Origin of the sequence: Streptomyces sp. NPDC056883, from assembly GCF_042788835.1 — a bacterium.
Lineage (GTDB): Bacteria > Actinomycetota > Actinomycetes > Streptomycetales > Streptomycetaceae > Streptomyces > Streptomyces stoeckheimensis.
In genome coordinates, this window is the sequence record NZ_JBHUBS010000007.1 from 394,022 (window position 1) to 419,966 (window position 25,945).

Below are 25,945 nucleotides of genomic sequence, written 5' to 3' on the forward strand. Positions count from 1 at the left end.
GTCTTTGAGCGTGTTCAAAAGAAGCCGGGCCCGGCTGTAGCGGAACCGGGACATGACGGAGCCCCCCGGCCGAAGGGCCGGGGGGCTCCGTCACGAACTGCGGGTGCGGGTGCGTCAGTCTTCCGGCTCGGGCGCCGGCGCCGCCACGGGCGCGGTCGCGGCCAGAGCCGTGACCAGGGCGTCCGTCACCTGTTCGATCTGCCACGGGCGGGCTCCGTAGCCCGCCAGCGCCTCGGCCACCGCGTCGGCCTCCAGCCGCAGCGGCGGCTCCCAGCACAGCCGGCGGACCGTGTCGGGAGTGATCAGGTTCTCCTGCGGCAGGTTCAGCCCCTCCGCCAGTGCCGACACGGCCGTACGGGCCGCAGCCAGCCGCGCCGCGGCCTCCGGGTCCTTGTCCGCCCAGGAGCGCGGCGGCGGCGGACCCGCCGGGGTGGCCCCGGGCAGCGGCAGCTCGGCCTCGGGCAGGGCCTTCGCCCGGTCCACGGCGGCCATCCACTGGTCCAGCTGGCGCCGGCCCATGCGCTGCCCGTAGCCGGGCAGGGCGGAGAGGGCCTGCACGTTCAGCGGCATGGAGAGCGCGGCCTCGACGATCGCGGCATCACCCAGGACCTTGCCCGGTGACACGTCACGTCGCTGCGCGATCCGGTCCCGGGACTCCCACAGCTCCCGGACCACGGCCATCTGCCGGCGCCGGCGCACCTTGTGCATGCCGGACGTACGGCGCCACGGGTCCTTGCGCGGCGGCGCGGGCGGTGCGGCGCAGATGGCGTCGAACTCCTGGCGGGCCCATTCCAGCTTGCCCTGCCGGTCCAGCTCCTTCTCCAGCGCGTCCCTCAGGTCCACCAGCAGCTCCACGTCGAGCGCGGCGTAGCGCAGCCACGGCTCGGGGAGCGGACGGGTCGACCAGTCGACGGCGGAGTGGCCCTTCTCCAGCACGTAGCCGAGGACCCCCTCGACCATCGCGCCGAGTCCGACCCGCGGGAAGCCGGCCAGTCGGCCGGCCAGCTCGGTGTCGAAGAGGGAGGTGGGCGCCATGCCTATTTCGCGCAGGCAGGGCAGGTCCTGGGTGGCGGCGTGCAGGATCCACTCGGTGCCGGACAGGGCCTCGCCGAGGGAGGAGAGGTCGGGGCAGCCCACCGGGTCGATCAGTGCGGAGCCCGCACCCTCGCGGCGCAGCTGTACGAGGTAGGCACGCTGGCCGTAGCGGTAGCCGGAGGCGCGCTCGGCGTCCACGGCGACGGGTCCGGTGCCCGCGGCGAAGGCCGCGACCACCTCGGCGAGCGCGGCCGCGTCGGCGACCACCGGGGGGATGCCCTCACGGGGTTCTAGCAAGGGAATCGGCAGCCCGTCGGACGAAACCTCGTCGTCCGGGGGGCCGCCCCCGGTGGTGGTGCGCAGGCCTGCTGCGGTTTCTTGGGCGTCGGTCACCGGTCAAGGGTATCCGTGGATACGACGCGCCCGTCGCCGGAACGTTCCGGCGACGGGCGCGAGGGGGGAGGACGGACGTTTCCCCGGGTTCTCCGGGAGTTCTCCCAGGGGACTTCGGGGGATATCGGCCGGGTCAGTGGATGATCCCGGTCCGCAGGGCGACGGCGACCATCCCGGCCCGGTCGCCGGTGCCCAGCTTGCGGGCGATCCGTGCGAGGTGGGACTTGACGGTCAGGGCGGACAGGCCCATCGAAACGCCGATGGCCTTGTTGGACTGGCCCTCCGCGACGAGGCGCAGGACCTCGACCTCGCGGCCGGAGAGCTCTCGGTAGCCGCCCGGGTGGCTCGGGGCACCCGGGGGACGGCGGTGCATACGGGCCGCGGCGGCGCCGATGGGGGCGGCGCCGGGCCGGGACGGGAGCCCGATGTTGGTCCGGGTGCCGGTGACGACGTAGCCCTTCACTCCGCCCGCGAGGGCGTTGCGCACGGCGCCGATGTCGTCGGCGGCGGACAGGGCCAGGCCGTTCGGCCAACCGGCGGCGCGGGTCTCGGAGAGCAGGGTGAGACCGGAACCGTCGGGCAGGTGCACGTCGGCCACGCAGATGTCGCGCGGGCTGCCGATGCGTGGGCGGGCCTCCGCGATGGACGACGCCTCGATCACGTCGCGTACTCCGAGGGCCCACAAATGGCGGGTCACGGTGGAACGCACGCGCGGGTCGGCCACGACGACCATGGCCGTCGGCTTGTTCGGGCGGTAGGCGACCAGGCTTGCGGGCTGCTCGAGAAGAACGGACACCTAGGCCTCCTGGGGGGGAGTGGCGGGACGGCCGGCTCGGGGAAGGAAGCCGGTGCGAACCGTGCGGATGGTCTATGACTCCTTCGGCACGTCACCCGCCCGGCTTTAGGGAATGATCACGATTTGGTGAGTAACAATTCGGGCAATTCGGACGCACGATCGATCATAGGGTGATCAGAAGCCCGCAAGGGGCGCCCCGTAACGACATCCGGCCCCGGCGATCCGACCCGGCAACGGGTGCGGGTCGGCGCGCCGGGAGGGGCCGTGGCCTCGGGCTGTTACCCCTGAGGGTGATGCGGACCGCGCCGCTGGGGCAGCGAGACCACGCCCGTCACCGTCTCGGTCGGTCCGACCGGCGGCAGCCCCGCGATCTGGCACAGCAGTTCGCACCATGCCGACAGGTGTGCGGCGGTGTCCGGCACCCCGCCCACTCCCTCGCGCGGCGTCCAGGAGGCCCTGATCTCGATCTGCGTCGCCGGACGCCGCTCTCCGAGCCCGCCGAAGTAGTGCGAGGCGGCCATCGTGACGGTCCCGCTCGCCTCCCCGTACGTCAGCCCGCGCGCGTCCAGCGCCCCCGTCAGCCAGGACCAGCACACCTCGGGGAGGAGCGGGTCCACGGCCATCTCCGGCTCCAGTTCCGCCCGTACGAGCGTCACCAGCCGGAAGGTGCCCTGCCAGGCGTCGTGCCCGGCCGGGTCGTGCAGGAGGATGAGCCGGCCGTCGGCCAGGTCCTCGTCACCGTCCACGACCGCGGCCTCCAGCGCGTACGCGTGGGGTGCCAGTCTCTGTGGCGGTTTGGTGGGATCGATCTCGATCCCCTGCCGCAGCCTCGCCTTCTTCAAGCCGTCGACCGCCCGCCGGAACGGGAGTGGGACGGAGCTGTCCTTCGCGCTGTCCGTACCGTCAGCGCCATCTGAAAATCGTCCCTGAGCCGCAGCCATGCGGGGAAGACTAGGCGGAACGAGCGCCCGTACGGCGCAGGGACACCCGCGCCGGGCCGGGCACTTCTTCATACGTGCGAAGATTTGAGTCGTGAGCGCCAACACCCGCCCCACGGGCACGCCGAGCCAGACGTACGATTCCGCCTTCCTGAAGGCGTGCCGGCGCGAGCCGGTACCGCACACCCCCGTGTGGTTCATGCGACAGGCGGGGCGCTCGCTCCCCGAGTACCGCAAGGTGCGCGAGGGCACGCAGATGCTGGAATCCTGCATGCGGCCCGACCTGGTCACCGAGATCACCCTGCAGCCGGTCCGGCGCCACAACGTGGACGCGGCCATCTTCTTCTCCGACATCGTGGTCCCGCTGAAGGCCATCGGCATCGACCTGGACATCAAGCCGGGCATCGGCCCGGTCGTCGCCCAGCCGATCCGCCGCCGCGAGGACCTCGCACAGCTGCGCGACCTCACCCCGGAGGACGTCTCGTACGTCACCGAGGCGATCGGCATGCTCACGGGTGAACTCGGCTCCACGCCGTTGATCGGTTTCGCCGGTGCGCCTTTCACCCTCGCGAGCTACCTGGTCGAGGGCGGCCCCTCCAAGAACCACGAGCACACCAAGGCCCTCATGTACGGGGACCCGGAGCTCTGGGCCGACCTGCTGGACCGCCTCGCCGAGATCACCTCCTCCTTCCTGAAGGTGCAGATCGAGGCCGGCGCCTCCGCCGTCCAGCTCTTCGACTCCTGGGTCGGCGCGCTCGCCCCGGCGGACTACCGCCGCTCCGTGATGCCCGCCTCCGCGAAGGTCCTCCAGTCCGTCGCCTCGTACGGGGTCCCGCGCATCCACTTCGGCGTGGGCACGGGCGAACTGCTCGGCCTCATGGGCGAGGCCGGTGCGGACGTCATGGGCGTCGACTACCGCGTCTCCCTGAACGAAGCCGTCAAGCGGGTCGGCCCCGGCAAGGCGCTCCAGGGCAACCTGGACCCGGCGGTCCTCTTCTCCACCCCCGAGGCGGTCGAGAAGAAGACGGACGAGGTCCTGGCCGCCGCGTCCGGCCTGGAGGGCCACATCTTCAACCTCGGCCACGGCGTCCTCCCGACGACCAACCCGGACGCCCTGACCCGCCTGGTGGACTACGTCCACACGCAGACGGCGGTCTAGACCCGAGACTGCGCCGACGTCGGTACCGTGCCGTGCATGACATGGCACGGGCCGACGTTTCGCATATCCGACGGGGAAACAATAAACGGGGCCTGGTGCCTCGTGTGGGGCAAGCACGACTTGGGAGACGGCTACTTCCCCGAGGACCTGTTCGTCTACGCGGACGGCAGGATCAGTCGAGGGGGCTACGGGGCGACCGATCTCGCCGGGCTCGCGCGGCTGCTGGCTTCGGGGAAGGTCGCGCTCACACGGCCGGACGGCCGCGAGCGGACCGTCCCCCCTTCGAAGTGGCTCGCCCGCTACCCCGAGCCGCGGACCGACGAGAGCTTCCTGGCGGAAGTCGCCGACGAGATCTCCCGGTTGGCGGGCCGGCCCACCACCGCCGAACGGCTCTGGGAGGCCGTCCGCGGCTACCAGCGGGACACCACGGAGCCCAACCGGTCCCTGCTCCGGGAGGCCTACCTGGCCGTCCCGGCCCACCGGCGGGTCTTCGTCCTGGGGGACATGGACCGGCAGGACCGGCCGCTGCGGATCCTGGTGACCGACCTCGGAGAGCCGGTGGACGGGGACGGGCCGGTTGCCACGCCGGAACTGCACCAAGGTGCCCTGGACTACTTCACCGACGTGGACGCGAGCGTGGAGCGGGCCGAGCAGAAGCGGGCCGTCCGGTACGCGGATGTGCCGGTCGGGGCCCCACAGCCACCGGTCGTCCTCAGCGAGACCGTGTATCCCCGGGGATGGCCCGCCGAACTCGGCGCGTTCGCGCTGCGCAACGACTACGACGCCCCCTTCACCTACGCAGGGGAGACATACCCCACCGTGGTGCACGGCTACTGGGCGCTCTTCGCCGCCGACCGGGCCGACCACGACCGGATCCGCGCCGCCGCGACCGCCCGCGAGGCGCAGGAGCTGGGCGGAGGGGCCGCGGGCCGCGCGGACTGGGCGGCCCGGCGGCTCGCCGTCATGGCCGGGCTGCTCCGGGCCAAGTTCGACCAGCACCCGCGGCTCGCCGAGCTGCTGGCCGCCACCGGGGAGGGCGCGATCCTCTACAGCGGCTCCGACTCCCCCTTCTGGCGCGACGAGGGCTCCCGCGGCGGCGGCCGGAACTGGGTCGGCCGCCTGCTCGAGCTGATCCGTTCCGAACTCCTCGCCGCGGGCGTGGGCCCCGGCCCGGGCCGGGCCGGCTAGACCCCCGCCGCCCGTACCGCGGAGACCGCCTTGCGGGCGGCGACCAGGACCGGGTCCCACACCGGGGAGAACGGGGGCGCGTAGCCCAGGTCCAGGGACACCACCTGTTCCACCGTCATGCCGGCCGTCAGGGCCACCGCTGCGACGTCCACCCGCTTCGCGGAACCCGCGCCGCCGACGATCTGGACGCCCAGGAGGCGGCCCGTGCGGCGTTCCGCCAGCATTTTCACCGTCATCTCCGCCGCCTCCGGGTAGTAGCCCGCCGTGTTCGTCGAGCTGATCGTCGCCATGACGAAGCGGAGGCCGACGGACAGGGCGTCCCGCTCGCGCAGGCCCGTACGGGCGATCTCCAGGTCGCAGACCTTGCTCACGGCCGTGCCGACCACGCCCGGGAAGGTCGCGTAGCCGCCGCCGACGCCCGAGCCGATGACCTGGCCGTGCTTGTTGGCGTGCGTGCCCAGCGGGATGTGCCGCATCCGGCCCGCCACCAGGTCCAGGACCTCCACGCAGTCGCCGCCCGACCAGATGTTCTCGTGGCCGCGGACCCGCATGGCGAGGTCGGTCAGCAGGCCGCCCGACTCGCCCAGCGGCAGGCCCGCCGCGCGGGCCAGGGCCGTGCGCGGCTCGACGCCGATGCCCAGGACGACCACGTCCGCCGGGTACTCGTCCCCGGCCGCCGTGGTCACCGCGCGGGCCCGGCCCTCCCCGTCCGTGAGGATCTCCGTCACCTCTGCGCGCGCGACCGTACGGATCCCCATGCGGTTCATCGCGCCGTGCACCAGACCGCCCATGTCCGGGTCCAGCGTGGACATCGGCTGCTCGCCCCGGTGCAGCACGGTGACCTCGAAGCCCCGCCCGAGCAGGGCCTCCGCCATCTCCACGCCGATGTACCCGGCGCCCACGACCACCGCCCGGCGGCCCGCCGTACGTTCCAGATCCGCCAGCAGCCGCTGCCCGTCGTCCAGCGTCTGCACCCCGTGCACCCCGTGCGCGCCGATGCCGGGCAGCCGGGGGCGGACCGGCCGGGCGCCGGTGGCGAGGACGAGCTTGTCGTACCCCGTCCAGTACTCGGAACCGGAGTCCAGATCCCGGGCACGCACCCGCTGCCCCGCGAGGTCCAGCTCCACGACCTCCGTCCGCGTCCGCAGGTCGATGTCCCGCGCGCGGTGCTCCTCGGGCGTCCGGGCGATCAGCTCGTCCCGGCCGTCGACCAGGCCGCCGATCCAGTACGGGATCCCGCACGCCGAGTACGAGGTGAAGTGCCCGCGCTCGAAGGCGGTGATCTCCAGCTCCGCCGGGCCCTTGAGCCGCCGGGCCTGTGACGCGGCGGACATCCCCGCCGCGTCACCGCCCACCACCACCAGCCGCTCCGTGCCGTTCGCCATGCGCCCGTACCGTCCTTCCCCGCCGCCGAAGTCTGCGGGGGTCACGGTACGGGCGCACGGGTGGTCAGTCCCGGACCTGCGGCGGCGTCGCGTTCGAATCGGCCGGATCCGCCGGGTCCGCCGGTGTGGCGGCCGTGTGACCCGGCCAGTTCGGCCCGCCCTGTGCGGGAAGGCGCGGCGCCGCGCCGGGCTTCTCCTTCGCCGGCCGCCACTTGCGGTACTGCCGGAAGGCGAGCAGCAGGAACCCGCCGCTGAGCAGGAACGGCGAGGCCGCGGCGAGCGCCATCAGGATGTAGAGCAGCACGGCGGCGAAGGCCTTCCAGCCGCCCGCCAGGGCGTCGAGGAAGCCCGGATCCGGCTTCTCGGCCTCCTTGGCCGGCGGCTTGCCCGGCTCCGAGAACGTCAGCGTGATCGTGCCGAGCGAGGTCTGGTCCTTCAGCGCCGTCTGCTGGGCGAGCAGCGACTCCAGATCGGCCTGGCGCTTGCTGAGTTCCGACTCCAGGGTGACCACCTCGGACAGCCCCGAGGCCTTCTCCATCATCTCCCGCACCCGCGCCACGCTCGCCTGCTGGGACTTGACCCGGCTGTCGACGTCCGCGACCTTCTGCGTCACGTCCTGCGCCTCGACCTTGCGGTTGAGCAGCTTCCCGGCGCCCTCCATCGCGGCCAGGACCGCGTCGAAGCGCTCGCCCGGCACCCGCAGGGTCACCGTCGAGGTCATCGACCCGTCGGGCGCTCGCGTGGTGCCCTCGTTGCCCACGTACCCGCCCGCGTTCTCCGCCGCCGTCCGGGCCCCGGCCGTCGCCTTCTGGACGTCGGCCGTCTCCACGCCCAGCGTCGCCGTCCGGATGATCTGCGTGCGGACGGCGGGAGCCTGCGGCTGGTTCTTGTCGGCGCCCGGGGCCGGGGCCCCCGACGCCGCCGGGGCAGCCGCCGCCCCGCCCTGCCCGACGGCCGCCTCCGGCGCCTTCGCGTCCGCCGCGACCGCCGCCTTGTCCGAGGTGGCGCCGTCGGCGCCGCAGCCGGTGAGGACGAGGGCCCCGGTCAGGGAGAGCGCGGCGAGGGCCGTCGCGGAACGCCGTCCGTACCGCCCGTAACGTCTGTGCTGGGTCTGCATCGTTGGGTCCCCCTGGTAGTCGTCGGATGCGTGGGTGTCCGGGCTGCGAGGCTCTGACGTTTCGACGTTCTGACGTACGCGGCCTCCTCGCGGGTTTCGTACGCACGGTTCCGAGGTGATGCCGAAGCGGTCACGGTCAGGCCTCGGTGATCGCCCGATGAGCGGTCTGAGACGATGTGTCCATGCACGAAGCGGACACCCGTACGGACCGGCCGGCCCCCGCCGGCCACGTCGTCGTCATCGGCGGCGGCATCGCGGGCCTCGCGGCAGCCCACCGGCTGCTCGCCGAGGGCCTTCGCGTCACCCTCCTGGAGGCCGGCCCGCGCCTCGGCGGCAAGCTGCGTTCCGGCGAACTGGCCGGCCTGTGCGTGGACCTCGGCGCCGAATCCGTACTCGCCCGCCGCCCCGAAGCACTCGAACTGGCCCGCGCGGTGGGCCTCGGCGAGGCCCTGCAGCCGCCCGCCACCGCCACCGCCCGGCTCTGGACCCGCGGCGTGCTGCGCCCCCTGCCGGGGGGTCACGTCATGGGCGTGCCCGGCGACCTGGGCCCGCTCGCCGCATCCGGGGTGCTGTCCGCGGAGGGTTTGGCCCGGGCCGGAGCCGAGCGGGCGCTCGGGCCCGCCGAGAGCGCTGCGATCGGCGAGGACGTGGCCCTCGGCGAGTACGTCGCCGCCCGCCTGGGCCGCGAGGTCGTCGACCGGCTCGTGGAACCCCTCCTCGGCGGGGTCTACGCAGGCAACGCCTACCGCATCTCGATGCGGGCCGCCGTCCCGCAGCTCTTCGACGTCGCCCGCACCCACGCCTCCCTGGGCGAGGGCGTACGGGAACTGCAGGCCCGGGCGGCCCGGGCGGGGCAGACCGGTCCCGTCTTCTCCGGCATCGACGGCGGCATCGGCAGGCTCCCGCTCGCCGTCGCCGAGGCCTGCCGGACGGCCGGAGCCCGGATCCTCCTCGACAGCCCCGCGAGCGAGCTGACCCGTACCGCCACCGGCTGGCGCGTGGTCGCCGACGGTCCGGGCGGCGCCGAGCCCATCGAGGCCGACGCGGTGGTCCTGGCCGTCCAGGCCGGACCCGCCGCCCGTCTGCTCGACCGGATCGCGCCCTCCGCGGCCTCCGAGCTGCGCGGGGTCGAGTACGCCTCCATGGCCCTGGTCACGATGGCCCTGCGCCGCTCCGACCTGCCGGCCGGGATCGCCGACGGCGGCGCGAGCGGATTCCTCGTACCGCCCGTGGACGGCCGGACGATCAAGGCCTCGACCTTCTCCAGCAACAAGTGGGCCTGGGCCGGGACCGATCCCGACCTCTTCCTGCTGCGCACCTCCGTCGGCCGCCACGGCGACGAGGGCGACCTGAAGCGCTCCGACGAAGAACTGGTCGAGGTCTCCCTCGCCGACCTCGGCGCGGCCGTGGGCCTCGCGCCCGCCGTCCGCCCGGTGGCCACCACCGTCACCCGCTGGGACGGCGGCCTGCCCCAGTACCCCGTAGGCCACCTCGGCCGGGTGGCCCGGATCCGCTCCGCCGTCGCGGCCCTGCCGGGCCTCGCGGTGTGCGGAGCGCTGTACGACGGGGTCGGCATCCCGGCCTGCATCGCGAGCGCCGGCAAGGCCGCCGACGTGGTGATCGCCACGTTGGGGGCCGCTGGGGCACCCCTGGCACCGACCACTGATCAGCACACGGGACAATAGACACATGACTGCACCAGAGAAGATTCCCAACGCGGGGAAGAAGGCGAAGGACCTCAACGAGGTCATCCGCTACACCCTGTGGTCCGTCTTCAAGCTGAAGGACGTGCTCCCCGAGAACCGCGCCGGCTTCGCCGACGAGGTCCAGGAGCTGTTCGACCAGCTGGCCGCCAAGGACATCACCGTCCGCGGCACCTATGACGTCTCCGGCCTGCGCGCCGACGCGGACATCATGATCTGGTGGCACGCGGAGACCTCCGACGAGCTGCAGACCGCCTACAACCTGTTCCGCCGCACCAAGCTGGGCCGCGCGCTGGAGCCGGTCTGGTCGAACATGGCCCTGCACCGCCCGGCCGAGTTCAACAAGTCCCACATCCCGGCCTTCCTGGCCGACGAGACGCCGCGCGACTACGTCAGCGTCTACCCCTTCGTGCGCAGCTACGACTGGTACCTGCTGCCCGACGAGGACCGCCGCCGCATGCTCAAGGACCACGGCATGATGGCCCGCGGCTACCCCGACGTGCGCGCCAACACCGTCGCCTCCTTCTCGCTCGGCGACTACGAATGGCTGCTGGCCTTCGAGGCCGACGAGCTGTACCGCATCGTCGACCTCATGCGCCACCTGCGCGCCTCCGAGGCCCGCATGCACGTCCGCGAAGAGGTGCCCTTCTACACCGGGCGCCGCAAGTCCGTCGCCGATCTGGTGGCCGGACTCGCCTAGAGACCTCCCCTGGGGGGAAGGACCGGAGGACCGCTGACCGGCGTCCTCCGGGGATCGGGAGGCCCTGCCCCCGAATCGACGCAGCCGGAGATCCCGCCCGGAAGTTCAGACGACTGGCGGCAGCAACGCCCTGGGGTGCCCCCGGGCGATCGCTGCCCGGTCGTCCAGCGACACCGGTGCGGGCTCCGGATGCGGCGCACACGTGACACGTGACCCTGCCGTGTCACCCGTCAGCAAGTACCGCTCCACGTGGGCGTCCACGCAGTCATTGCGTCCGCCGACCACCCCGTGGGTGCCGGCCCCCACCTCCGTCACCAGCCCCGCCCGCGGCCCGAGCCGCCGCTGGAGCTCCAGCGCGCCCTCGTACGGGGTGGCGCCGTCGCGTTCGGCCGCGACGATCAGCGTGCGGGGGAGCGGCGCGTCCGGCCGTGGCCCGACGTCCACCGGCCGTTGCCGTTCGCGCACCGGCCAGAAGGCGCAGGGCAGGTTGAGGAAGGCGTTGGCCCAGGTCTCGAAGGGGGCCGTGCCGGCCAGTTCGGTGTTGTCGCGGTCCCAGGTCTCCCAGTCGCCGGGCCACGGGGCGTCGTTGCACAGGGTCGCCGTGTAGACGGCGGTCGCGTTCTCGCCCTCGACGGCCGCTGCCGGATCCGGAGCGGCGAGCGAGACGAGCGGGCGCGGATCACCGCGCAGGAACGCCGCCAGGGCAGCCGCGCGGCCCGGCCAGACCTCGTCGTAGTACGCGGCCCGCAAGTACGCGGAGTGCAGCTGCCCGGTGCCGACCACCCCGCCCGCCGGCTCGCGGGCGAGCGCGTCCCGCACCCGGTCGTAACTCGCCTGCACCGCTTCGGGGGTGGCGCCGAGCCCGTACGCGGCGTGGTGCCGGGCCGTCCAGGCGCGGAAGTCGGCCCAGCGGCGCTCGAAGCCGGGGGCCTGGGCGAGGTTGTTGCGGTACCAGATCTTCTGCGGATCGGGGTCGACGGCCGAGTCGAAGACCATCCGGCGGACGTGGCCGGGGTAGAGGGTGGCGTAGACCGAGCCGAGGTACGTGCCGTACGAGGCCCCCATGAAGGTCAGCCCGTTCTCGCCGAGCGCGGCGCGCAGCACGTGCAGGTCGCGGACGTTGTTCAGGGTCGTGTACGAGCCGAGGGCGGCCCCGGCCCGCTCCGCGCAGCCGCGGGCGTAGGCCCGCGCAGCGGCGATCCGCGCCTCCTTGGCGGCGGCGTCCGGCCGCGCCCCGGCGGCCCCGGCCGGGGCCTGGGCGTACTGCGCCGGGTCCTGGCAGGACAGCGGGTGCTCCGAGCGGCCCACACCGCGCGGGGCGTAGCCGACGAGGTCGTAGGCGGCCCCGATGCGGCGCCACTCGGGCAGGCCGGCGACGAGCGGGAAGAACAGGCCGTTGCCGCCCGGTCCGCCGGGGTTGTACACGAGCGCCCCCTGCCGCCGGACCCCGCCCGCGCCGGAGGCGGCGACCCGGCTGACGAGGATCTCGGTCTGCTCCCCGAAGGGTCGGGCGTAGTCGACCGGGACCCGGAGCGTGCCGCACCGCACGTCCGGCCCGAGCCCCTCGGCGACGGGGCACGGCCCGAACTCCAGTCGGTCGCGGGCTGCCTGACGGGCTGCGAGTCCGGCACCGGCGGCCCTGGCGGCCTCGGTGGCCGTAGTGGCCGCAGCGGCCGCCGTCACCCGGGGCGGGCCCGGGGGAGCGGCCCCGACAGCGGCCCCGGCGGCGGAGGTCATCGGCAGGGAAACGGCCAGCGCGAGGGCGGCCGGCACGACCGTGGCGGGCACCCGGGGCATGCGCATGGCGGGCCTCTCATTTCATCGGACCGTCCGATGAGATCCGGCGGGCGGCCCCCTGTACAGGACCACCGGCCGGTGTCGCGCTCAATGCCCCTGTTGCCGCGGGATCCGGCCCCGCCTGCCGTAGGCGAGCGCCGCCCGCAGCTCGGGTTCCGTGACCGCGCGCAGCCCCCGCAGGGCCACCGCCGTGAGCGAGCCCCGGACGCCCCGCTCCCGCCCCAGCTCCACGAGGAGCCGCCGGCCGGCGGGGGAGGCCCACCCGGACTGCGCGTGGCCCTCGACACGGGCTATGGCCAGGCAGCCCAGCGCCAGGATCAGCGGCAGGGCGAACCAGCACAGGATCATCGTGGTCGTGGTGCCCGGATCGGGTACGCACAGCGCGGCCGCCGCCATGGCGAGGACCAGCACGGTGGCCTGCCGGACCGCCCGGATCCCCGCGTCGATCTCCTGCTGGGCCCCTTCGCGCAGCGCGAGACCGGCCTCCCCGAGCCGGTCCGCGAGGGCCCGTACGGCAGGATCCCGCGCCGCGACCGCCCGTACGGAGGTCACCGGCTCCTGCCCGTCCGGCCCGAACGCGCCGAGCACCGAGCACTCGTGCGGATCGCGCCCCACCGGGTCCACCACCGTCGCCCAGCCCGTGTACGCGAGCAGCAGCCGCCGCTGGCGCTGCATGGACAGCAGCGTCAGCTCGGCCACCCGCTCCGGACCGCCCGCGAGGTAGGCGGCCTCGTACAGGCTCAGCTCGTCGTGGTGGTGGCGTGCGGCGGTGCCGGGCGCGGGGTCCGCCGGTTCGGCGGCGGCCCGCAGGAGGCGGGTGCACGCGAACAGCAGCCCTGCCCAGGCAAGGAGGAGGAACAGGACCCAGAACATGTCCGAGTTCTACAAGATGTGGAACCTGCAGGTACAGGCTTCCGTCGAGGTGTGAGCAGCTCGTGACGGGTCCGTGATGGATGATCAGGAACTGCTGCCACAGCTGGAACTGGACGAACTGCTACAACTCGAGCTGCTGGAGCCACTGGAACAACTCGAGCCGCCGGAGCTGCCGGAACAGCTCGACCCACTGGACCCGCCGCCCCCGCACCCGCTCCCGGAGGAGCCGCAGACCGAGCCCGAGGAACCGCAGCCCGACCCGCCGGATCCACCGCCGCCGTCGGACCCGCCGCCGTCGGACCCCGCGCACCAGACGACCGGGATCACCTCGGCCCCGGACTCCCAGGAGGACCCCGAATCGCCGGTACGCACACGGGACTGGGCGGCCGCCAGCCGGGTCCCGCGGGCCGCGGGCACCAACTGCTCGCGCAGGTACGGGTCCCGCAGGCCCCGCAGCCCGAACAGCGAGGTCTGGACGTACGGGCTCTGGTCGGCCCCGTAGTGGGCGCGGACGGCGCGCAGCGCCGCGGCCCCCGCCGGGGTGATCCGCTGCCGGGCGCGGGAGGCGCCCGTGACGCCCACGACGATGCCGCCCAGCAGAACGGGCAGCACCTCGGCGATGAACGGCACCCCGACGGGCCCGGCCCCCTCCTGGAGCACGAAGGCGACGAAGGTGAGCGGCAGCGAGAGGAGCAGCACCACCCCGCACACGACGGCCTGGATCACCCCGTGCCGCGGCCAGCGCCGGCGGCCGCCGGGGGTGGCGATCAGCCCGCGGGCGGCCAGCGCGTCGCCGGTCTCCTGCACGGCCGGGTCCCGCATGGCGGCGTAGCGGATCTGGTAGAGCCACCCGGACGGGGCGCCCTGGCAGGCCTGGAGCACGGCCCGCTGGGCGGGGTCGCCGCCCCGCACCCCCGGCCGTACCTGGACGATGCCGGGCCCGCCGACCAGCATCCGCCCGTCGCAGAGCAGCGAGACGAGCGCGGCGTCCACCACCGCGCCGGGCCCGCCGGCCATGAAGGCGGCCTCGGACAGGTCGTGCAGGCGCGGGGCGGGGCCGAGGGTGGCCGGCCGCGACCGCCGCAGGCCGCGCAGGAGCAGCACGCTGGAGGTGATGACGCCGATCCAGACGGCCACGGCGAGGAGGTCGAAGAAGTTCACGCCGCCCTCCCCACGAGGGCGCGGGCCCAGCGCACGGCCCGGCCCGGCGGCCTGGCCCCGGCCCGGTCCCGCCACCAGAGCGTGAGTCGGCGCCGGGCGGCGGGGTCGGCGGGCAGGTCCCGGACCAGCAGGTGCTCGGCGAAGTCCAGTGCGTCGCGCCGGTATCCGGCGGTCATGGGCCGGTGCCGGGCATAGCCGAGGAAGGCCTCCCGGTACGCGTCCTCCCCGCCCAGGATCCCGGTCAGCTCGGGCGCCACCTTCGCCACGATCCCGGCCCGCTTGGCCGCGAGCGCCCGCGCCTGCACGCGCACCCGCTGCCGGTCGAACCCCTCGGGCACGGGCGTCCCGCCCACCAGCGCCGACAACAGCGCGGCCTGCCCGATCCCGACCCGCGTCCGCACGGCACCCGACCCACCCTCACCGGAGCCCGAGCCAGCCTCGCCGCGGTTGGAGGCGAGGACCGGGGCGGGGCCCAATCCCCCCTCGCCGCGGTTGGCGGCGAGATCCGGGGCCGAGCCCGATCCAGCCTCGCCGGCGTTTGAGGCGCGGGGTCTGGGGCGGAGCCCCAGGGGGGTCCGGGCAGCGCCCGGGGAACGGTGGAAGGGCGGGTAGGGGACAGCCCCCGCAGGGCCGCCCAGCACCCCCCGGATCGCGGCCAGCTCACCCGCGAGCTCCGCCTCCGGCGGAAAGTCGTCGTCCCGCTCCAGCAGGACCCCCGGCGGGTCCACCCGGGAGCGGAGCTCCGCAAGAACGGCCAGCACCTCCGGCGGCACGGGATGCGCATGCGTGTCGTGCCACACCCCACCCCGCTCCACACCCCCGGCCACGTGCACGTACGCCAGCGCCTCCAGCGGGATCCCGTCCAGCACGGCGACCGGGTCCTCCCCCCGGTTGACCCGGTTGGTGTGCAGGTTGGCCACGTCGATCAGCAGCCGCACCCCGGTCCGCTCCACCAGCTCGGTCAGGAACTGCGCCTCGGTGAGCTCCTCCCCGGGCCACGACACCAGCGCCGCGATGTTCTCCAGCGCGAGCGGCACCGGCAGCGCGTCCTGCGCGATCCGTACGTTCTCGCAGAGCACGTCCAGCGCGTCCCGGGTCCGCGCCACGGGCAGCAGGTGCCCGGCTTCGAGCAGCGGTCCCGGCGCCACCGAGGAGGTCCGTACGAAGGCGATGTGCTCGGTGACCAGCGGAGCCCCCAGCGCCACCGCCCGCTCCCCGAGCGCGGCCAGCTTCGCCGGGTCCGGGCGGTCGGCGCCGCCGATGCCCAGCGAGACGCCGTGCGGCACCACGCGGACCCCCCGCTCGAGCAGCCGCAGCAGGGACTCCGGCAGGTGGCCGGGGCAGATGTTCTCCGCCACCACCTCGACCCAGTCCAGGCCCGGCAGGCCTTCCACCGCCCCCGCGATCTCCGGCCGCCAGCCGATGCCCACCCCCAGGTGTGCCATGGGCTTCATGTCCCCTCGCCCCCTCTCATCGGTCCGTGTGCCGATGTCATGGCCCCGACGGAGCCGGGCCAACCCGCCCAGGGGGACGTTCAGAGCAACATTTGAGGTTCCCGGCCCGGGCCCCTTTCCGGATGCCGGGACGGCCGGGCCCGGCGGACCCCTGCTACAGCCGCGCCCGCAGCGCAGGATGGTCCGCGACCACCGTGCAGGAGCCGGGCGCGATCTCCGTGAACCCCGCGTCCCGCACCACCGGCAGCCCGCTCCCGGACAGCTCCGCCCACCGCTCGCGCGCGGCCGTCCGTACGGCCAGCCGGAAGCCGGACTCCCGCCACGCGGCCCGTTCCGGGCCCGTCAGCTCCCACCAGGCCAGCTGCGCCGCGTGTCCGGCCTGGGCCATGGCCTTGCCGGCGGACATGTCCAGGCCGGGGTTGAGCCAGAGGACCGGCAGTCCGGCCTCCGCCGGTGCGACGGGCTCCGGGTCGTCCAGATCGGTGCCCGACACCTGGAGCTTGGCCAGCTCCTTGGGCCAGCCGTCGAGCGGGACCGGCGGGAAGACCCGTACCTCCGAGTCCGCGCCCTGCACCGTGAGGCCCGGCAGGGTCCCCGCCTTGCGCCACTCCGCCCCGCGCGCCCGGCGCACCACCTTGCGGATCCGCGCGTCCTGCCAGTCCCGGACCGCCGCCGCCCACTCGCCCTCGCCGGCCGACCGCTCGTCGGTGAGCAGGACGAGCACGGCGCGGGCGGCCGTCTCCAGGGCGTCGGTCCGGGCCGGCGGCTCCGCCTTCTCGATCCGCACCACCAGCGGGAGGACGTACTGCGGTGCGTCGTCGCGGGCGATCCGCTCCTGCCGGAAGGGGCTGTCGGACCCGACTGCGGGTACTGCGGGTACAAGGGTGCTGTGGCGCGTGTCCTCGGTGCTCATCCGGCCAAGGATGCCAGCCTCCGCCTCCGGGCCGATGCCCGAGGGGCCCGGGACGGCCGCCGCCCACTGACCGCGCGGGCCGCGCAGTAGGCTCGTACGCATGGACCAGACGGAGCAGCACGCGCCCGACTCCACCGACCTTTCGTACTGTCCCGCCCCCGCGGCCCCCGCCGGGCGGGTGGCCGGGCCGCCCTACGCCGACTGCGTGGAGTGCGGGAAGCCCACCGAGTACGGGGTCGCGACACCGGGCGTGGTGCTGTGCCCGGTGTGCGAGTGGCAGGACGCGCAGCGCACGGCCTGCTCCGGCTGACTCCGGCCGGCTCCGCCGCGGCCGGCTACTTTCCGATGAGGTCGGAGACCTTGACGAAGCGGTAGCCGCGCTTGCGCAGCTCCGGGACGATCTTCCGGATGGCCTCCTCGGTGACCGGGGCGGCGCTGCGCGTGCAGTGCATGACCACGACCGAGCCGGGCTTCACCCCGGACAGGACCTGTTCGGCCACCGCGTCGGGATCCTTCGCGAACGCGTCCCCGCTGACCACGTCCCACTGGACGGCCGTGACCTTGGCCGTGGAGATGGCCCGCAGCGCCTGGTCGTCGTAGCAGCCGCCGGGGAAGCGGAAGTACGGGACGGTGTTGACCGCGCCCGCCTTGCGGAAGGCCTCGAAGGCCCGGTCCACGTCGGCGCGGGCGGCGGCCTCGTCGAGGGTGGGGAGCCCGTAGCAGGGCGACTTGAAGGCGTGGTGGCTGTACGAGTGGTTCGCGATCTCGAAGTTCGGGTCCGTGCCGATGGACTTCGCCTGGTCCGGGTACTCCTCGGCCCAGCGGCCCGTCATGAACACCGTCGAGGGCACCTTGAGGGTGCGCAGCGTGGAGATCAGCTGCGGGTTGTCGAAGTGCTCGCCGCCCGCCGCACGCGGCCCCTGGTCGGAAGTCATGTCGGCGTCGAAGGTCAGCGCCACCGTCTTGTCGGTCCGCTGCTTCGCGCGGTCGAAGACGGGGGTCAGACCGCCCGGACCGGGAGCCATGGTCGGCGCCTTGCCCGGAGCGCCGGCCTGCGGCGTCGCCGGCGGGCTGCTCCCGGGGCTCGGCGGCGGGGTGGCGGACCCCGCGGCGGAAGGGGCCGCGGAGGCCGGAGCGGAGGGGGCCGCGGAGGCTCCCATCCGGGCCCGGCCGCCGGCGTCCGTCGTACCGGTGCCGCCCCCGCACGCGGCGAGGGCGGCACTGAGAGCTGCTACGGCCGCGACGGCAGCCGTCCTGCGCACTGAGATGGTCACATGCGCAAAATATATGACTATGTGGCAAGCAGACGGGTGCGGCACTCCTCCACGTCGAAGTCACCCTTCGGGTACTGCGGCGCGATGCCCTCCAGATGCTCCAGCAGCAGTTTGCTGATGGCCCAGTTGCGGTACCACTTGCGGTCGGAGGGGACCACGTACCAGGGCGCGACGTCCGTGGAGCAGCGTTCCAGGGCCAGCTCGTACGCCTGCTGGTACGCGGGCCACGCGGAGCGCTCCTCGATGTCGCCCACGTTGAACTTCCAGTGCTTGTCCGGGTTGTCGAGCCGCTCCAGGAGCCGCTTGCGCTGCTCCTCGTAGCCGATGTGGAGGAAGACCTTCACCACGGTGACCCCGTCGTCGGCGAGGGACTTCTCGAACCGGTTGATCTGCGCGTAGCGGCGGCCCAGCTGACTGCGCGGCACCAGGTCGCGGACGCGGGCGATGAGGACGTCCTCGTAGTGCGAACGGTCGAAGATGCCGATCTCGCCCGGTTGGGGGAGCGCCTTCATGACGCGCCACAGGAAGGGGTGGTTCTGCTCCTCCGGAGTGGGCGCCTTGAAGGCCTTGATCCGGCAGCCGGAGGGGTTGAACAGGCCGATCACGTGCTTGACGGTGCCGCCCTTGCCGCTGGTGTCCATGCCCTGGAGCACGAGCAGGACCCGGCGGCGGTCGCCGGCGGTGCTGGCGGCGTAGAGCCGCTCCTGGAGGGAGGCGAGCCGCTCGCCCATCAGCGCGGTGGCGGCCACGCCGGCCGCCTTGTCGGTGGGACCGGCCGGGGTCGCTCCGGTGTGGAAGGCTCCGAGGTCGACGCGCTCGCCGGAGGGGACGCGGAGCAGGGGGCTCAGGGGGGCGTCGTACCCGTACGCGTTCCCGTGTCCGTGGCCGTGCCCGCCGGACTTGCGGGCGCCGCCCTTGGACCCCTTGGAGTTCTCCGCCGAGATGCGGAGCAGCTCGCGGAGGGAGAGGGGCTTGGACTTCGGCTTCCCGCCGGTGGCGGTGGCGGCGGCGCTGGCAGTGCCGGTGGTGCTGCCGGTCTCGGGATCGGCCTTCTTCTCCGCCTTGGCGGGCTTCTCGGAGCCGGCGCCCTTGGCGGCCCCGGCCGTCGCCCCGGCCTTGGCCCTTGCCTTGGCCTCCGCCCGGTCCGCCTTTGAGGCCTTCTCCGCCTTCTCCGGCTTCTCGGCCTTCTCCGCCTTGGCCGATGCCCCGGCCTTCGCCTTCTCGGCCTTGGCGCCCTTGGCGGACTTGGTGGACTTGCTGTCCTTCTTGGCCACCGCTACCTACCTCGCTCCGTCGACTCCCTACGATCCTCCACCACAACGCAGTGGACCGCGACGTGACGAAAGGCCAGGCCGGACGGGTCGGAAGGCGGTACGGGCGGGCCGGAAGGCGGTACGGGTCACTGCCAAGGGCCCGTCACCGCGAAGGTGGTCCCGGGCGTATAGGCGTTCACGTACATCGTCCGGGCGTCCGGGGAGAAGGTGACCCCGGCGAACTCGCCCCACTCCGGCGCCCCCGGCTTCCCGATGTCGGCCGCGTTGCGGGCCATCGGGTAGACCTCGCCGCCCGGGGTCACGCCGAAGACGTACTGGGCGCCGCCGCCGTCCTCGCACACCATCAGGCCGCCGTCGGGGGCCAGGCAGATGTTGTCCGGGGAGTCGCCGGGCAGCTGGATGTCGGCGGCCGGGCCGAAGACCACGTCCAGCCGGAGCCGCGCGCGCAGCGGGTCGTAGAACCACACCTGGCCGTGGTGGTCGGCGGGGGAGCCCTCGCGGGTGCGGGAGTAGCTGGAGACGAAGTGGACGCCGCCGTCGCCCCAGTAGCAGCCCTCCAGCTTCTGGGCGTGGGTGATCCCGCCGGGTCCGAAGTCCTGGAGCCGGATCGGGGTCGCGGCCGCGGACGGGTCCGGCACCGGGACCCACTCCACCGGGAACTCGGATCCGGGCTCGTCCACCACCGCGAGGTTCGCCAGACCGGGGACCCGCAGGGCCTCCAGCTCGCCGCCCGCGCGCAGGGAGCCGAGGCCGCCGAGGGGGCGGGCGGGCAGGAACCGGTAGAAGAGCCCGAAGGGTTCGACGAAGGCGTCCTCCGTCTCGTAGACCACACCGCTGTACGGGTCCACGGCGACGGCCTCGTGCGCGAAGCGGCCCATCGCGGTGAGCGGGACGGCCCCGGAGCGGCGGGGGTCGGCGGGGTCGACCTCGAAGACGTAGCCGTGGTCGCGGGTGTAGCCGGCGGTGCCCGCCCGGTCCTCGGTCTCCTCGCAGGACAGCCAGGTGTTCCAGGGAGTACGGCCGCCCGCGCAGTTGACGGCGGTGCCCGCGAGGGCGACGCGCTCGGTGGTGACCCGGCCGGTCGGGTCCAGCTCGAGGAGGGTGCAGCCGCCCCGGGCGTACGGATCGTAGGTGAGCCCCTCGACGGGAGGGACCCGCAGGGCGGCGGTGGTGCGGTTCTCGTGGTTGCGCACCAGCCGGACGCGGCCCTGCCCGGCGTCGAAGGCGGCCATGCCGTCGAAGTTGCCCGGGACGGTGCCCTCGCCCGACGGCAGCGGGTCGCCGGCGCGGGAGAGGACGCGGTACGCGAACCCGGCGGGCAGATCGAGCAGCCCGGCGGGGTCGGCCACGAGCGGGCCGTAGCCGTGGCGGGAGACCGGGGCGGCCTTGCGCGTACCCGCGCCCGTGCTCGCGGGCGCTCCCTTGCCCGCTCCCGCTCCCGCTCCCGCTCCTGCCTCCGCTCGCGACCCCGCCCCCGACCCGGGGCCGGCTCCGGCGAAGAGGGCGCCGAGCGCTCCGGCGAAGGAGACGGAACCGGCGGCGAGCAGGCTGCGCCGGCTGAGGGACATCGGCGGCTTGGGCGGCATGGGGAACTCCCGGCGGTGGGTCAGGACAGAGGACCGAGCCGTGGTACCACGGCTGCCCGGCGGGTCAGGCTCCGCCGCGCCGTCCCCTGCCGCCGGTGCCCGGCGCGGCCGATCCAGGCCGCGCCGGACGGGCGGGTGTCAGGCCAGCTTCGCGCTGAGGGTGATGGTCGTACCCGTCAGGGCCTGGCTGACCGGGCAGTTCTGCTTGGCGTCCTCGGCCGCGGCGACGAACGCGTCGTTGTCCAGGCCCGGCACCTCGCCCTCGACGGTGAGGTGGATGCCGGTGATGCCCTTGCCCGGCACGAAGGTGACGGCGGCCGAGGTGGTCAGCTTGGTCGGCGGGTTGCCCGCCTTCGCGAGACCGTTCGAGAAGGCCATGTTGAAGCAGCTCGAATGCGCGGCGGCGATGAGCTCCTCCGGGCTGGTCCGCCCGTTCGCCTCCGCGTCGGTCCGTGCGGGCCAGGAGACGGGGTAGCTGCCGAGGCCGGACGAGTCGAGCGTGACGACGCCCTTGCCTTCGAACAGGTCGCCTTCCCAGACGGCGTGTGCATTGCGGGTGGCGCCAGCCATGGTGGATCCCTTCGCAGAAGTGGAAACGGCCGGCCCGTGGAACGGGCCGACGTCCCCAAACCTACTGGGACACCAGGGGCTTTGCGTCGCGCGCCAGCGCGGTGAGCCGCGAGATGGCTCGGAAGTACTTCTTGCGGTAGCCGCCGTTCAGCATCTCGTCACTGAACAGCCGGTCGAAGGCGACGCCCGCCGCCAGGACCGGGACCTCCCGGTCGTAGAGCCGGTCGGCCAGGACCACCAGCCGCAGCGCCGTCGACTGGTCCGGGACCGGGCCGACATCGGTGAGGCAGACGGCCGTTATGCCGTCGGTCAGGGCCCCGTACCGGCTGGGGTGGACCCGCGCGAGGTGCTCCAGCAGCCCCGGGAAATCGTCGAGGCTCGCGCCGTCGGTGGCGTACGCGGCCTTGGTCACCTGCTCGTCGGAGAACGGCGCGGGAGCCTCGGGCAGGCCGCGGTGGCGGTAGTCCTGGCCGTCGATGCGCAGCGGGCGGAAGTGCGCGGAGAGCCCCTGGATCTCCCGCAGGAAGTCGGCGGCGGCGAAGCGGCCCTCGCCGAGCTTGCCGGGCAGGGTGTTGGAGGTGGCGGCCAGCGCCACGCCCTGCTCGACCAGGCGGCTGAGCAGGGAGGAGACGAGGACGGTGTCGCCCGGGTCGTCGAGCTCGAACTCGTCGATGCACAGCAGGCGGTGCCCGCCGAGGGTCTGCACCGTCTGCTGGAAGCCGAGCGCGCCGACCAGGTTCGTCAGCTCCACGAAGGTGCCGAAGGCCTTGAGCGCCGGTTCGGCCGGGGTGGCGTGCCAGAGGGAGGCGAGCAGGTGGGTCTTGCCGACGCCGTAGCCGCCGTCGAGGTAGACCCCGCGGGGGGCGGTGGAGACCGCCGGCTTCTTCGCGAACCAGCGCCGCTTGCCGGAGCCGCTCGCGTGCGCCCCGCCGAGGCCGGCGGCGAAGCCGGCGAGGACGGTGACGGCCTCGGACTGGCTGGGCTGGGCCGGGTCCGGGTCGTAGGTGTCGAAGCGCACCGAGTCGAAGCGCGGTGGCGGCACCATCTCGGCCACCAGCCGTTCGGCGGGCACCCGCGGCTCGCGGGCGCACAGGGACTGCGGTCCCGCGTCGGCTATCGGGGGCCGCCCGGAGGCTGACGCTGAGGGCGAGAGTGATGTTGACACAGCTCTTAACTCTACGGGGCGTGGCACACTGCACCGATGCGACGCCTGTTCCCTGTGACCGATCAGACATCAGCGGACCAGACCGACCGTGAGTGGTCGCTGGACGAACTCGCCGAGGCGTACGAGTACCCCGGGCTCGGCCCGGACGGCCACTGGCTGCGGGCCAACATGGTCTCCACGCTGGACGGCGCGGCCCAGCACGACGGGCGTTCGCAGCCGATCTCGGGCGAGACCGACATGCGGATCTTCGGCACCCTGCGGGCCCTGGCCGATGTGGTGGTCGTCGGCGCGGAAACGGTTCGCCAGGAGGGCTACCGCCCCGCGCGGGCCCGGGAGGCCTTCGCCGCCCGCCGCGCCGCCGCGGGTCAGGGGCCCGCCGCGGCCATCGCCGTGGTCTCCGCGAGCCTGGACCTGGACTTCTCGCTGCCGCTGTTCACCTCCCCGCTGGTGCCCACCCTGGTGCTCACGGGCGCCGCCGCCCCCGCCGACCGGGTCGCCGAGGCCGCCAAGGCCGGGGCGCAGGTGGTGGTGGCCGGCGACGGGACGGGTGTGGATCCGGCCCGGGCCGTACGGGAACTCGCGGACCGGGGGCTGCGCCGCCAGCTCACCGAGGGCGGGCCCCGGCTGCTGGGGCAGTTCGTGGCCGCGGACGCGCTGGACGAGCTGTGCCTGACGATCTCGCCGGTGCTCACGGCGGGTGACGCCCAGCGGATCTCCGGCGGCCCCTCCGTCACGGTTCCGCACCGGCTCGCACCGGCCTGCCTGCTGGAAGAGGCCGGGTTTCTCTTCACGCGTTACCGTCGGATCTGAAGAGGGGCGGAATTTGTCGTTCCGCTTAGCTTCCGCTGGGCACAGTAGTGGGCAGGTATAACCGCACAGGCCCCGTGCGACAGCGGGGCAGGATGGTTTCCGCAGGGGCCGGCCGGCCGGCCTCGGCCCACGAAGGAGAGGGCGTCCGTGTTCACGAGCGTATTGATGATCGAGCAGCCGCTGACCCCCGTCGACGTGGACTTCGTCACGACCCTCCACGGAGACGAGCAGGTCTCCTTCATCGTCCTCATGCAGCCCCGCGGCGACCGGGACCGGCTGCTGCGCGCCATCGACGACGTAGCGCTCGGTGAGCTTCCCGAGGCCATTCACGAGGGCGACGAACCGGAGGGCGAGGCGGCCCGCGGTCCGGCCGAACTGGCGATCGAACACTCCCTTGCGTCGCTGCGCGCCAAGGGCGCCAAGGCCGTCGGGCAGATCGTCGACGAGCATCCGCTCGACAAGCTGAAGGCGGTGGTCGACGAGACCAACGCCGACGAGGTGATCGTGCTGACCGCCCCGCACTACGTCGAGGAGTTCTTCCACCGGGACTGGGCCTCGCGGGCGCGCCACAAGGTCGGCGTTCCGGTGCTCAAGCTCTTCGCCCACAAGGAATAGGGTGGAGGCGGCCGGACCGCGCATCCGTACGTCCCCGTACGCGCGCACCGGCTGCCGTACGTACGCACTCGATCCTGGAGCTACCTGAATGAAGCCCGGCCTGCCGACCGCCATGGAACGGCCCCACTTCATCGGCATCGGCGGCGCCGGCATGTCCGGCATCGCGAAGATCCTGGCCCAGCGCGGCGCCCAGGTGGCCGGCAGCGACGCCCGTGACTCCGAGACCGCCCAGGCGCTGCGCGCCCACGGCGCCACGGTCCACATCGGGCACGCCGCCGGCCACCTCGCCGACGACGCCACCTGCGTGGTCGTCTCCAGCGCCATCCGCGCCGACAACCCGGAGCTGGCCCGCGCCGCCGAGCTCGGCATCCCCGTCGTGCACCGCTCCGACGCCCTGGCCGGGCTGATGGACGGCCTGCGGCCGATCGCCGTCGCGGGCACCCACGGCAAGACCACCACCACCTCGATGCTGGCCGTCTCCCTCTCGGCGCTGGGCCTGGACCCCTCGTACGCCATCGGCGGCGACCTGGACGCCCCCGGTTCCAACGCCCACCACGGCGAGGGCGACATCTTCGTGGCCGAGGCGGACGAGAGCGACCGCAGCTTCCACAAGTACACGCCCCAGGTCGCGATCATCCTCAACGCCGAACTCGACCACCACGCGAACTACGCGTCGATGGACGAGATCTACGAGTCCTTCGAGACCTTCGTCGGCAAGATCCCGGCCGGCGGCACCCTGGTCATCGCCCACGGCCAGGCGGGCGCGGCCGAGATCGCGGGCCGGGTCAGCGGCAACCCCGCCCTCCAGATCGTCACGTACGGCGAGGAGCCCACCGCCGACGTCCGGATCACCAAGATCACCCCGCGCGGCCTGACCAGCGAGGTCACGGTCGTCATCGACGGCCGGATGCTCACCTTCACCGTGTCGGTGCCCGGCCGCCACTACGCGCACAACGCCGTCGCGGCCCTCGCCGCCGGCGTCGCGCTCGGCATCCCGGCGCACAACCTGGCCTCCGCCCTCGGCAAGTACACCGGGGTCAAGCGCCGCCTCCAGCTCAAGGGCGAGGCCGCCGGGGTCCAGGTCATCGACTCCTACGCGCACCACCCGACGGAGATGACCGCCGACCTGGAGGCCATCCGCGGAGCCGCCGGGGACTCCCGCATCCTGGTCGTCTTCCAGCCGCACCTCTTCTCCCGCACCCAGGAACTCGGCAAGGAGATGGGCCAGGCCCTCGCCCTCGCCGACGCCTCGGTCGTCCTGGACATCTACCCGGCCCGCGAGGACCCGGTCCCCGGGATCACCAGCGAGATCATCATCGACGCCGCCCGCGCCGCCGGGGCCGACGTCACCCCCGAGCACGCCAAGGAAGCCGTCGCCGACGTCATCGCGGGAATGGCCAAGCCCGGCGATCTCGTTCTCACCATGGGTGCGGGCGACGTCACGGACCTGGGGCCGGCCATCCTGGCCCGTCTGTCGAACTGACGGCTCTGGGAAGAGCGGGAAAACGGGAGATCAGTCATGTCGTACGAGGTAGAGAAGACGGACGAGCAGTGGCAGGCGGAGCTGACCCCGTCCGAGTACCAGGTACTGCGCCTCGCCGGGACCGAGCCCGCATTCCGCGGTGAGTACACGGACACCAAGACGGAGGGCGTCTACAGCTGTCGCGGCTGCGGCTCCGAACTGTTCCGCTCCACGGAGAAGTTCGAGTCGCACTGCGGCTGGCCGTCCTTCTACGACCCGAAGGACTCCGACGCGGTCGAACTGAAGGCGGACGTCACCCACGGCATGGTCCGCACCGAGGTCCTGTGCGCGAGGTGCGGCTCCCACCTGGGCCACGTCTTCGAGGGCGAGGGCTACCCGACCCCCACGGACCAGCGGTACTGCATCAACAGCATCTCCCTGCGGCTCACGCCCGCCGAGGGCTGACGGGGCCGGGGTTCTGGCCCGGCAAAGCCCGGCACCCAAGCCCCCCCCCCCTTCTTCTCAGGGGTTTCCGCCCGGTTCCTCCCCCACCCCCCCTTCTCCAACCCACCCAAAA

General features: G+C 73.6%; 24 protein-coding genes. 9 read left to right on the forward strand and 15 right to left on the reverse strand.

Annotated features, from left to right (window positions below):
- Positions 1-114: 114 nt before the first annotated feature.
- From ACFRU2_RS20395 to ACFRU2_RS20405, 3 genes are all read right to left on the reverse strand, one after another.
- Complete coding sequence (locus ACFRU2_RS20395) at positions 115-1,428, reverse strand: HRDC domain-containing protein (protein WP_382973934.1); 1,314 nt, start codon at positions 1,426-1,428, stop codon at positions 115-117.
- A 133-nt stretch (positions 1,429-1,561) separates the two neighbouring features.
- The gene (locus tag ACFRU2_RS20400; protein ID WP_214956508.1) at positions 1,562-2,224 is read right to left on the reverse strand and encodes a response regulator transcription factor; all 663 of its coding nucleotides are present in this window, start codon (positions 2,222-2,224) and stop codon (positions 1,562-1,564) included.
- A gap of 278 nt (positions 2,225-2,502) precedes the next feature.
- On the reverse strand, positions 2,503-3,165 hold the full coding sequence (locus ACFRU2_RS20405) for a DUF3000 domain-containing protein (protein ID WP_243331447.1): 663 nt from the start codon (positions 3,163-3,165) through the stop codon (positions 2,503-2,505).
- Positions 3,166-3,256: 91 nt separating this feature from the next.
- Between ACFRU2_RS20405 and hemE the strand changes: the two genes are divergently transcribed.
- Both hemE and ACFRU2_RS20415 read left to right on the forward strand, forming a co-directional pair.
- Complete coding sequence (gene hemE / locus ACFRU2_RS20410) at positions 3,257-4,321, forward strand: uroporphyrinogen decarboxylase (RefSeq protein ID WP_382973937.1); 1,065 nt, start codon at positions 3,257-3,259, stop codon at positions 4,319-4,321.
- A 102-nt stretch (positions 4,322-4,423) separates the two neighbouring features.
- Positions 4,424-5,509 (forward strand): NADAR domain-containing protein, encoded by a 1,086-nt coding sequence (locus ACFRU2_RS20415; RefSeq protein WP_382973940.1) that lies wholly within the window; start codon positions 4,424-4,426, stop codon positions 5,507-5,509.
- On the opposite strand, the gene ACFRU2_RS20420 is transcribed toward ACFRU2_RS20415, so the two are convergent.
- Entirely contained in the window at positions 5,506-6,894 is a 1,389-nt protein-coding gene (locus ACFRU2_RS20420) for an FAD-dependent oxidoreductase (RefSeq protein ID WP_382973943.1), read from the reverse strand. The two genes, ACFRU2_RS20415 and ACFRU2_RS20420, sit on opposite strands and share 4 nt — an antisense overlap.
- A gap of 64 nt (positions 6,895-6,958) precedes the next feature.
- Complete coding sequence (locus ACFRU2_RS20425) at positions 6,959-8,011, reverse strand: DUF4349 domain-containing protein (protein ID WP_382973945.1); 1,053 nt, start codon at positions 8,009-8,011, stop codon at positions 6,959-6,961.
- A gap of 182 nt (positions 8,012-8,193) precedes the next feature.
- Between ACFRU2_RS20425 and hemG the strand changes: the two genes are divergently transcribed.
- Positions 8,194-9,696, forward strand: a complete 1,503-nt coding sequence (hemG, locus tag ACFRU2_RS20430) for a protoporphyrinogen oxidase (protein WP_382973947.1) — start codon at positions 8,194-8,196, stop codon at positions 9,694-9,696.
- 4 nt (positions 9,697-9,700) lie between these two features.
- Positions 9,701-10,414: a hydrogen peroxide-dependent heme synthase gene (gene hemQ / locus ACFRU2_RS20435; protein WP_243331434.1), complete on the forward strand. Its 714-nt coding sequence runs from the start codon at positions 9,701-9,703 to the stop codon at positions 10,412-10,414.
- 105 nt (positions 10,415-10,519) lie between these two features.
- Here the strand turns inward: hemQ and ACFRU2_RS20440 are convergent, their stop codons facing one another.
- The 5 genes from ACFRU2_RS20440 to ACFRU2_RS20460 all read right to left on the reverse strand — a co-directional run bounded on the left by ACFRU2_RS20440 (position 10,520) and on the right by ACFRU2_RS20460 (position 16,612).
- Positions 10,520-12,217, reverse strand: coding sequence for an alpha/beta hydrolase (locus ACFRU2_RS20440; protein WP_382973949.1), 1,698 nt, complete (start codon positions 12,215-12,217; stop codon positions 10,520-10,522).
- Between the two features lie 81 nt (positions 12,218-12,298).
- Positions 12,299-13,084, reverse strand: a complete 786-nt coding sequence (locus ACFRU2_RS20445; RefSeq protein WP_382973951.1) for a TIGR04222 domain-containing membrane protein — start codon at positions 13,082-13,084, stop codon at positions 12,299-12,301.
- Positions 13,085-13,168: 84 nt separating this feature from the next.
- Complete coding sequence (locus ACFRU2_RS20450; RefSeq protein WP_382973953.1) at positions 13,169-14,245, reverse strand: TIGR04222 domain-containing membrane protein; 1,077 nt, start codon at positions 14,243-14,245, stop codon at positions 13,169-13,171.
- The gene (locus ACFRU2_RS20455; RefSeq protein WP_382973955.1) at positions 14,242-15,699 is read right to left on the reverse strand and encodes a DUF692 domain-containing protein; all 1,458 of its coding nucleotides are present in this window, start codon (positions 15,697-15,699) and stop codon (positions 14,242-14,244) included. The genes ACFRU2_RS20450 and ACFRU2_RS20455 overlap by 4 nt, the downstream gene beginning before the upstream one ends.
- A 154-nt stretch (positions 15,700-15,853) precedes the next feature.
- Positions 15,854-16,612, reverse strand: coding sequence for an aminoacyl-tRNA hydrolase (locus tag ACFRU2_RS20460; protein WP_382974034.1), 759 nt, complete (start codon positions 16,610-16,612; stop codon positions 15,854-15,856).
- Between the two features lie 100 nt (positions 16,613-16,712).
- Between ACFRU2_RS20460 and ACFRU2_RS20465 the strand changes: the two genes are divergently transcribed.
- On the forward strand, positions 16,713-16,922 hold the full coding sequence (locus ACFRU2_RS20465) for a hypothetical protein (protein ID WP_382973957.1): 210 nt from the start codon (positions 16,713-16,715) through the stop codon (positions 16,920-16,922).
- A gap of 25 nt (positions 16,923-16,947) precedes the next feature.
- Here the strand turns inward: ACFRU2_RS20465 and ACFRU2_RS20470 are convergent, their stop codons facing one another.
- From ACFRU2_RS20470 to zapE, 5 genes are all read right to left on the reverse strand, one after another.
- The gene (locus ACFRU2_RS20470; RefSeq protein WP_382973959.1) at positions 16,948-17,886 is read right to left on the reverse strand and encodes a polysaccharide deacetylase family protein; all 939 of its coding nucleotides are present in this window, start codon (positions 17,884-17,886) and stop codon (positions 16,948-16,950) included.
- A 17-nt stretch (positions 17,887-17,903) separates the two neighbouring features.
- On the reverse strand, positions 17,904-18,830 hold the full coding sequence (locus ACFRU2_RS20475) for a PPK2 family polyphosphate kinase (protein WP_382974036.1): 927 nt from the start codon (positions 18,828-18,830) through the stop codon (positions 17,904-17,906).
- A 455-nt stretch (positions 18,831-19,285) separates the two neighbouring features.
- Positions 19,286-20,728: an alkaline phosphatase PhoX gene (locus ACFRU2_RS20480; protein ID WP_382974038.1), complete on the reverse strand. Its 1,443-nt coding sequence runs from the start codon at positions 20,726-20,728 to the stop codon at positions 19,286-19,288.
- Between the two features lie 156 nt (positions 20,729-20,884).
- The gene (locus ACFRU2_RS20485) at positions 20,885-21,316 is read right to left on the reverse strand and encodes an OsmC family protein (RefSeq protein ID WP_382973961.1); all 432 of its coding nucleotides are present in this window, start codon (positions 21,314-21,316) and stop codon (positions 20,885-20,887) included.
- Between the two features lie 61 nt (positions 21,317-21,377).
- The gene (zapE, locus tag ACFRU2_RS20490; RefSeq protein WP_382973963.1) at positions 21,378-22,481 is read right to left on the reverse strand and encodes a cell division protein ZapE; all 1,104 of its coding nucleotides are present in this window, start codon (positions 22,479-22,481) and stop codon (positions 21,378-21,380) included.
- 36 nt (positions 22,482-22,517) lie between these two features.
- On the opposite strand from zapE, the gene ACFRU2_RS20495 reads away from it, so the two are divergent.
- The 4 genes from ACFRU2_RS20495 to msrB all read left to right on the forward strand — a co-directional run bounded on the left by ACFRU2_RS20495 (position 22,518) and on the right by msrB (position 25,833).
- Entirely contained in the window at positions 22,518-23,291 is a 774-nt protein-coding gene (locus ACFRU2_RS20495) for a pyrimidine reductase family protein (protein ID WP_382973965.1), read from the forward strand.
- A 147-nt stretch (positions 23,292-23,438) separates the two neighbouring features.
- Complete coding sequence (locus tag ACFRU2_RS20500; RefSeq protein ID WP_382973967.1) at positions 23,439-23,906, forward strand: indole-3-glycerol phosphate synthase; 468 nt, start codon at positions 23,439-23,441, stop codon at positions 23,904-23,906.
- Positions 23,907-23,994: 88 nt separating this feature from the next.
- Entirely contained in the window at positions 23,995-25,389 is a 1,395-nt protein-coding gene (gene murC / locus ACFRU2_RS20505; RefSeq protein WP_382973969.1) for a UDP-N-acetylmuramate--L-alanine ligase, read from the forward strand.
- Positions 25,390-25,425: 36 nt separating this feature from the next.
- Complete coding sequence (msrB, locus tag ACFRU2_RS20510) at positions 25,426-25,833, forward strand: peptide-methionine (R)-S-oxide reductase MsrB (RefSeq protein WP_382973971.1); 408 nt, start codon at positions 25,426-25,428, stop codon at positions 25,831-25,833.
- The last annotated feature ends 112 nt before the right edge of the window (positions 25,834-25,945 follow it).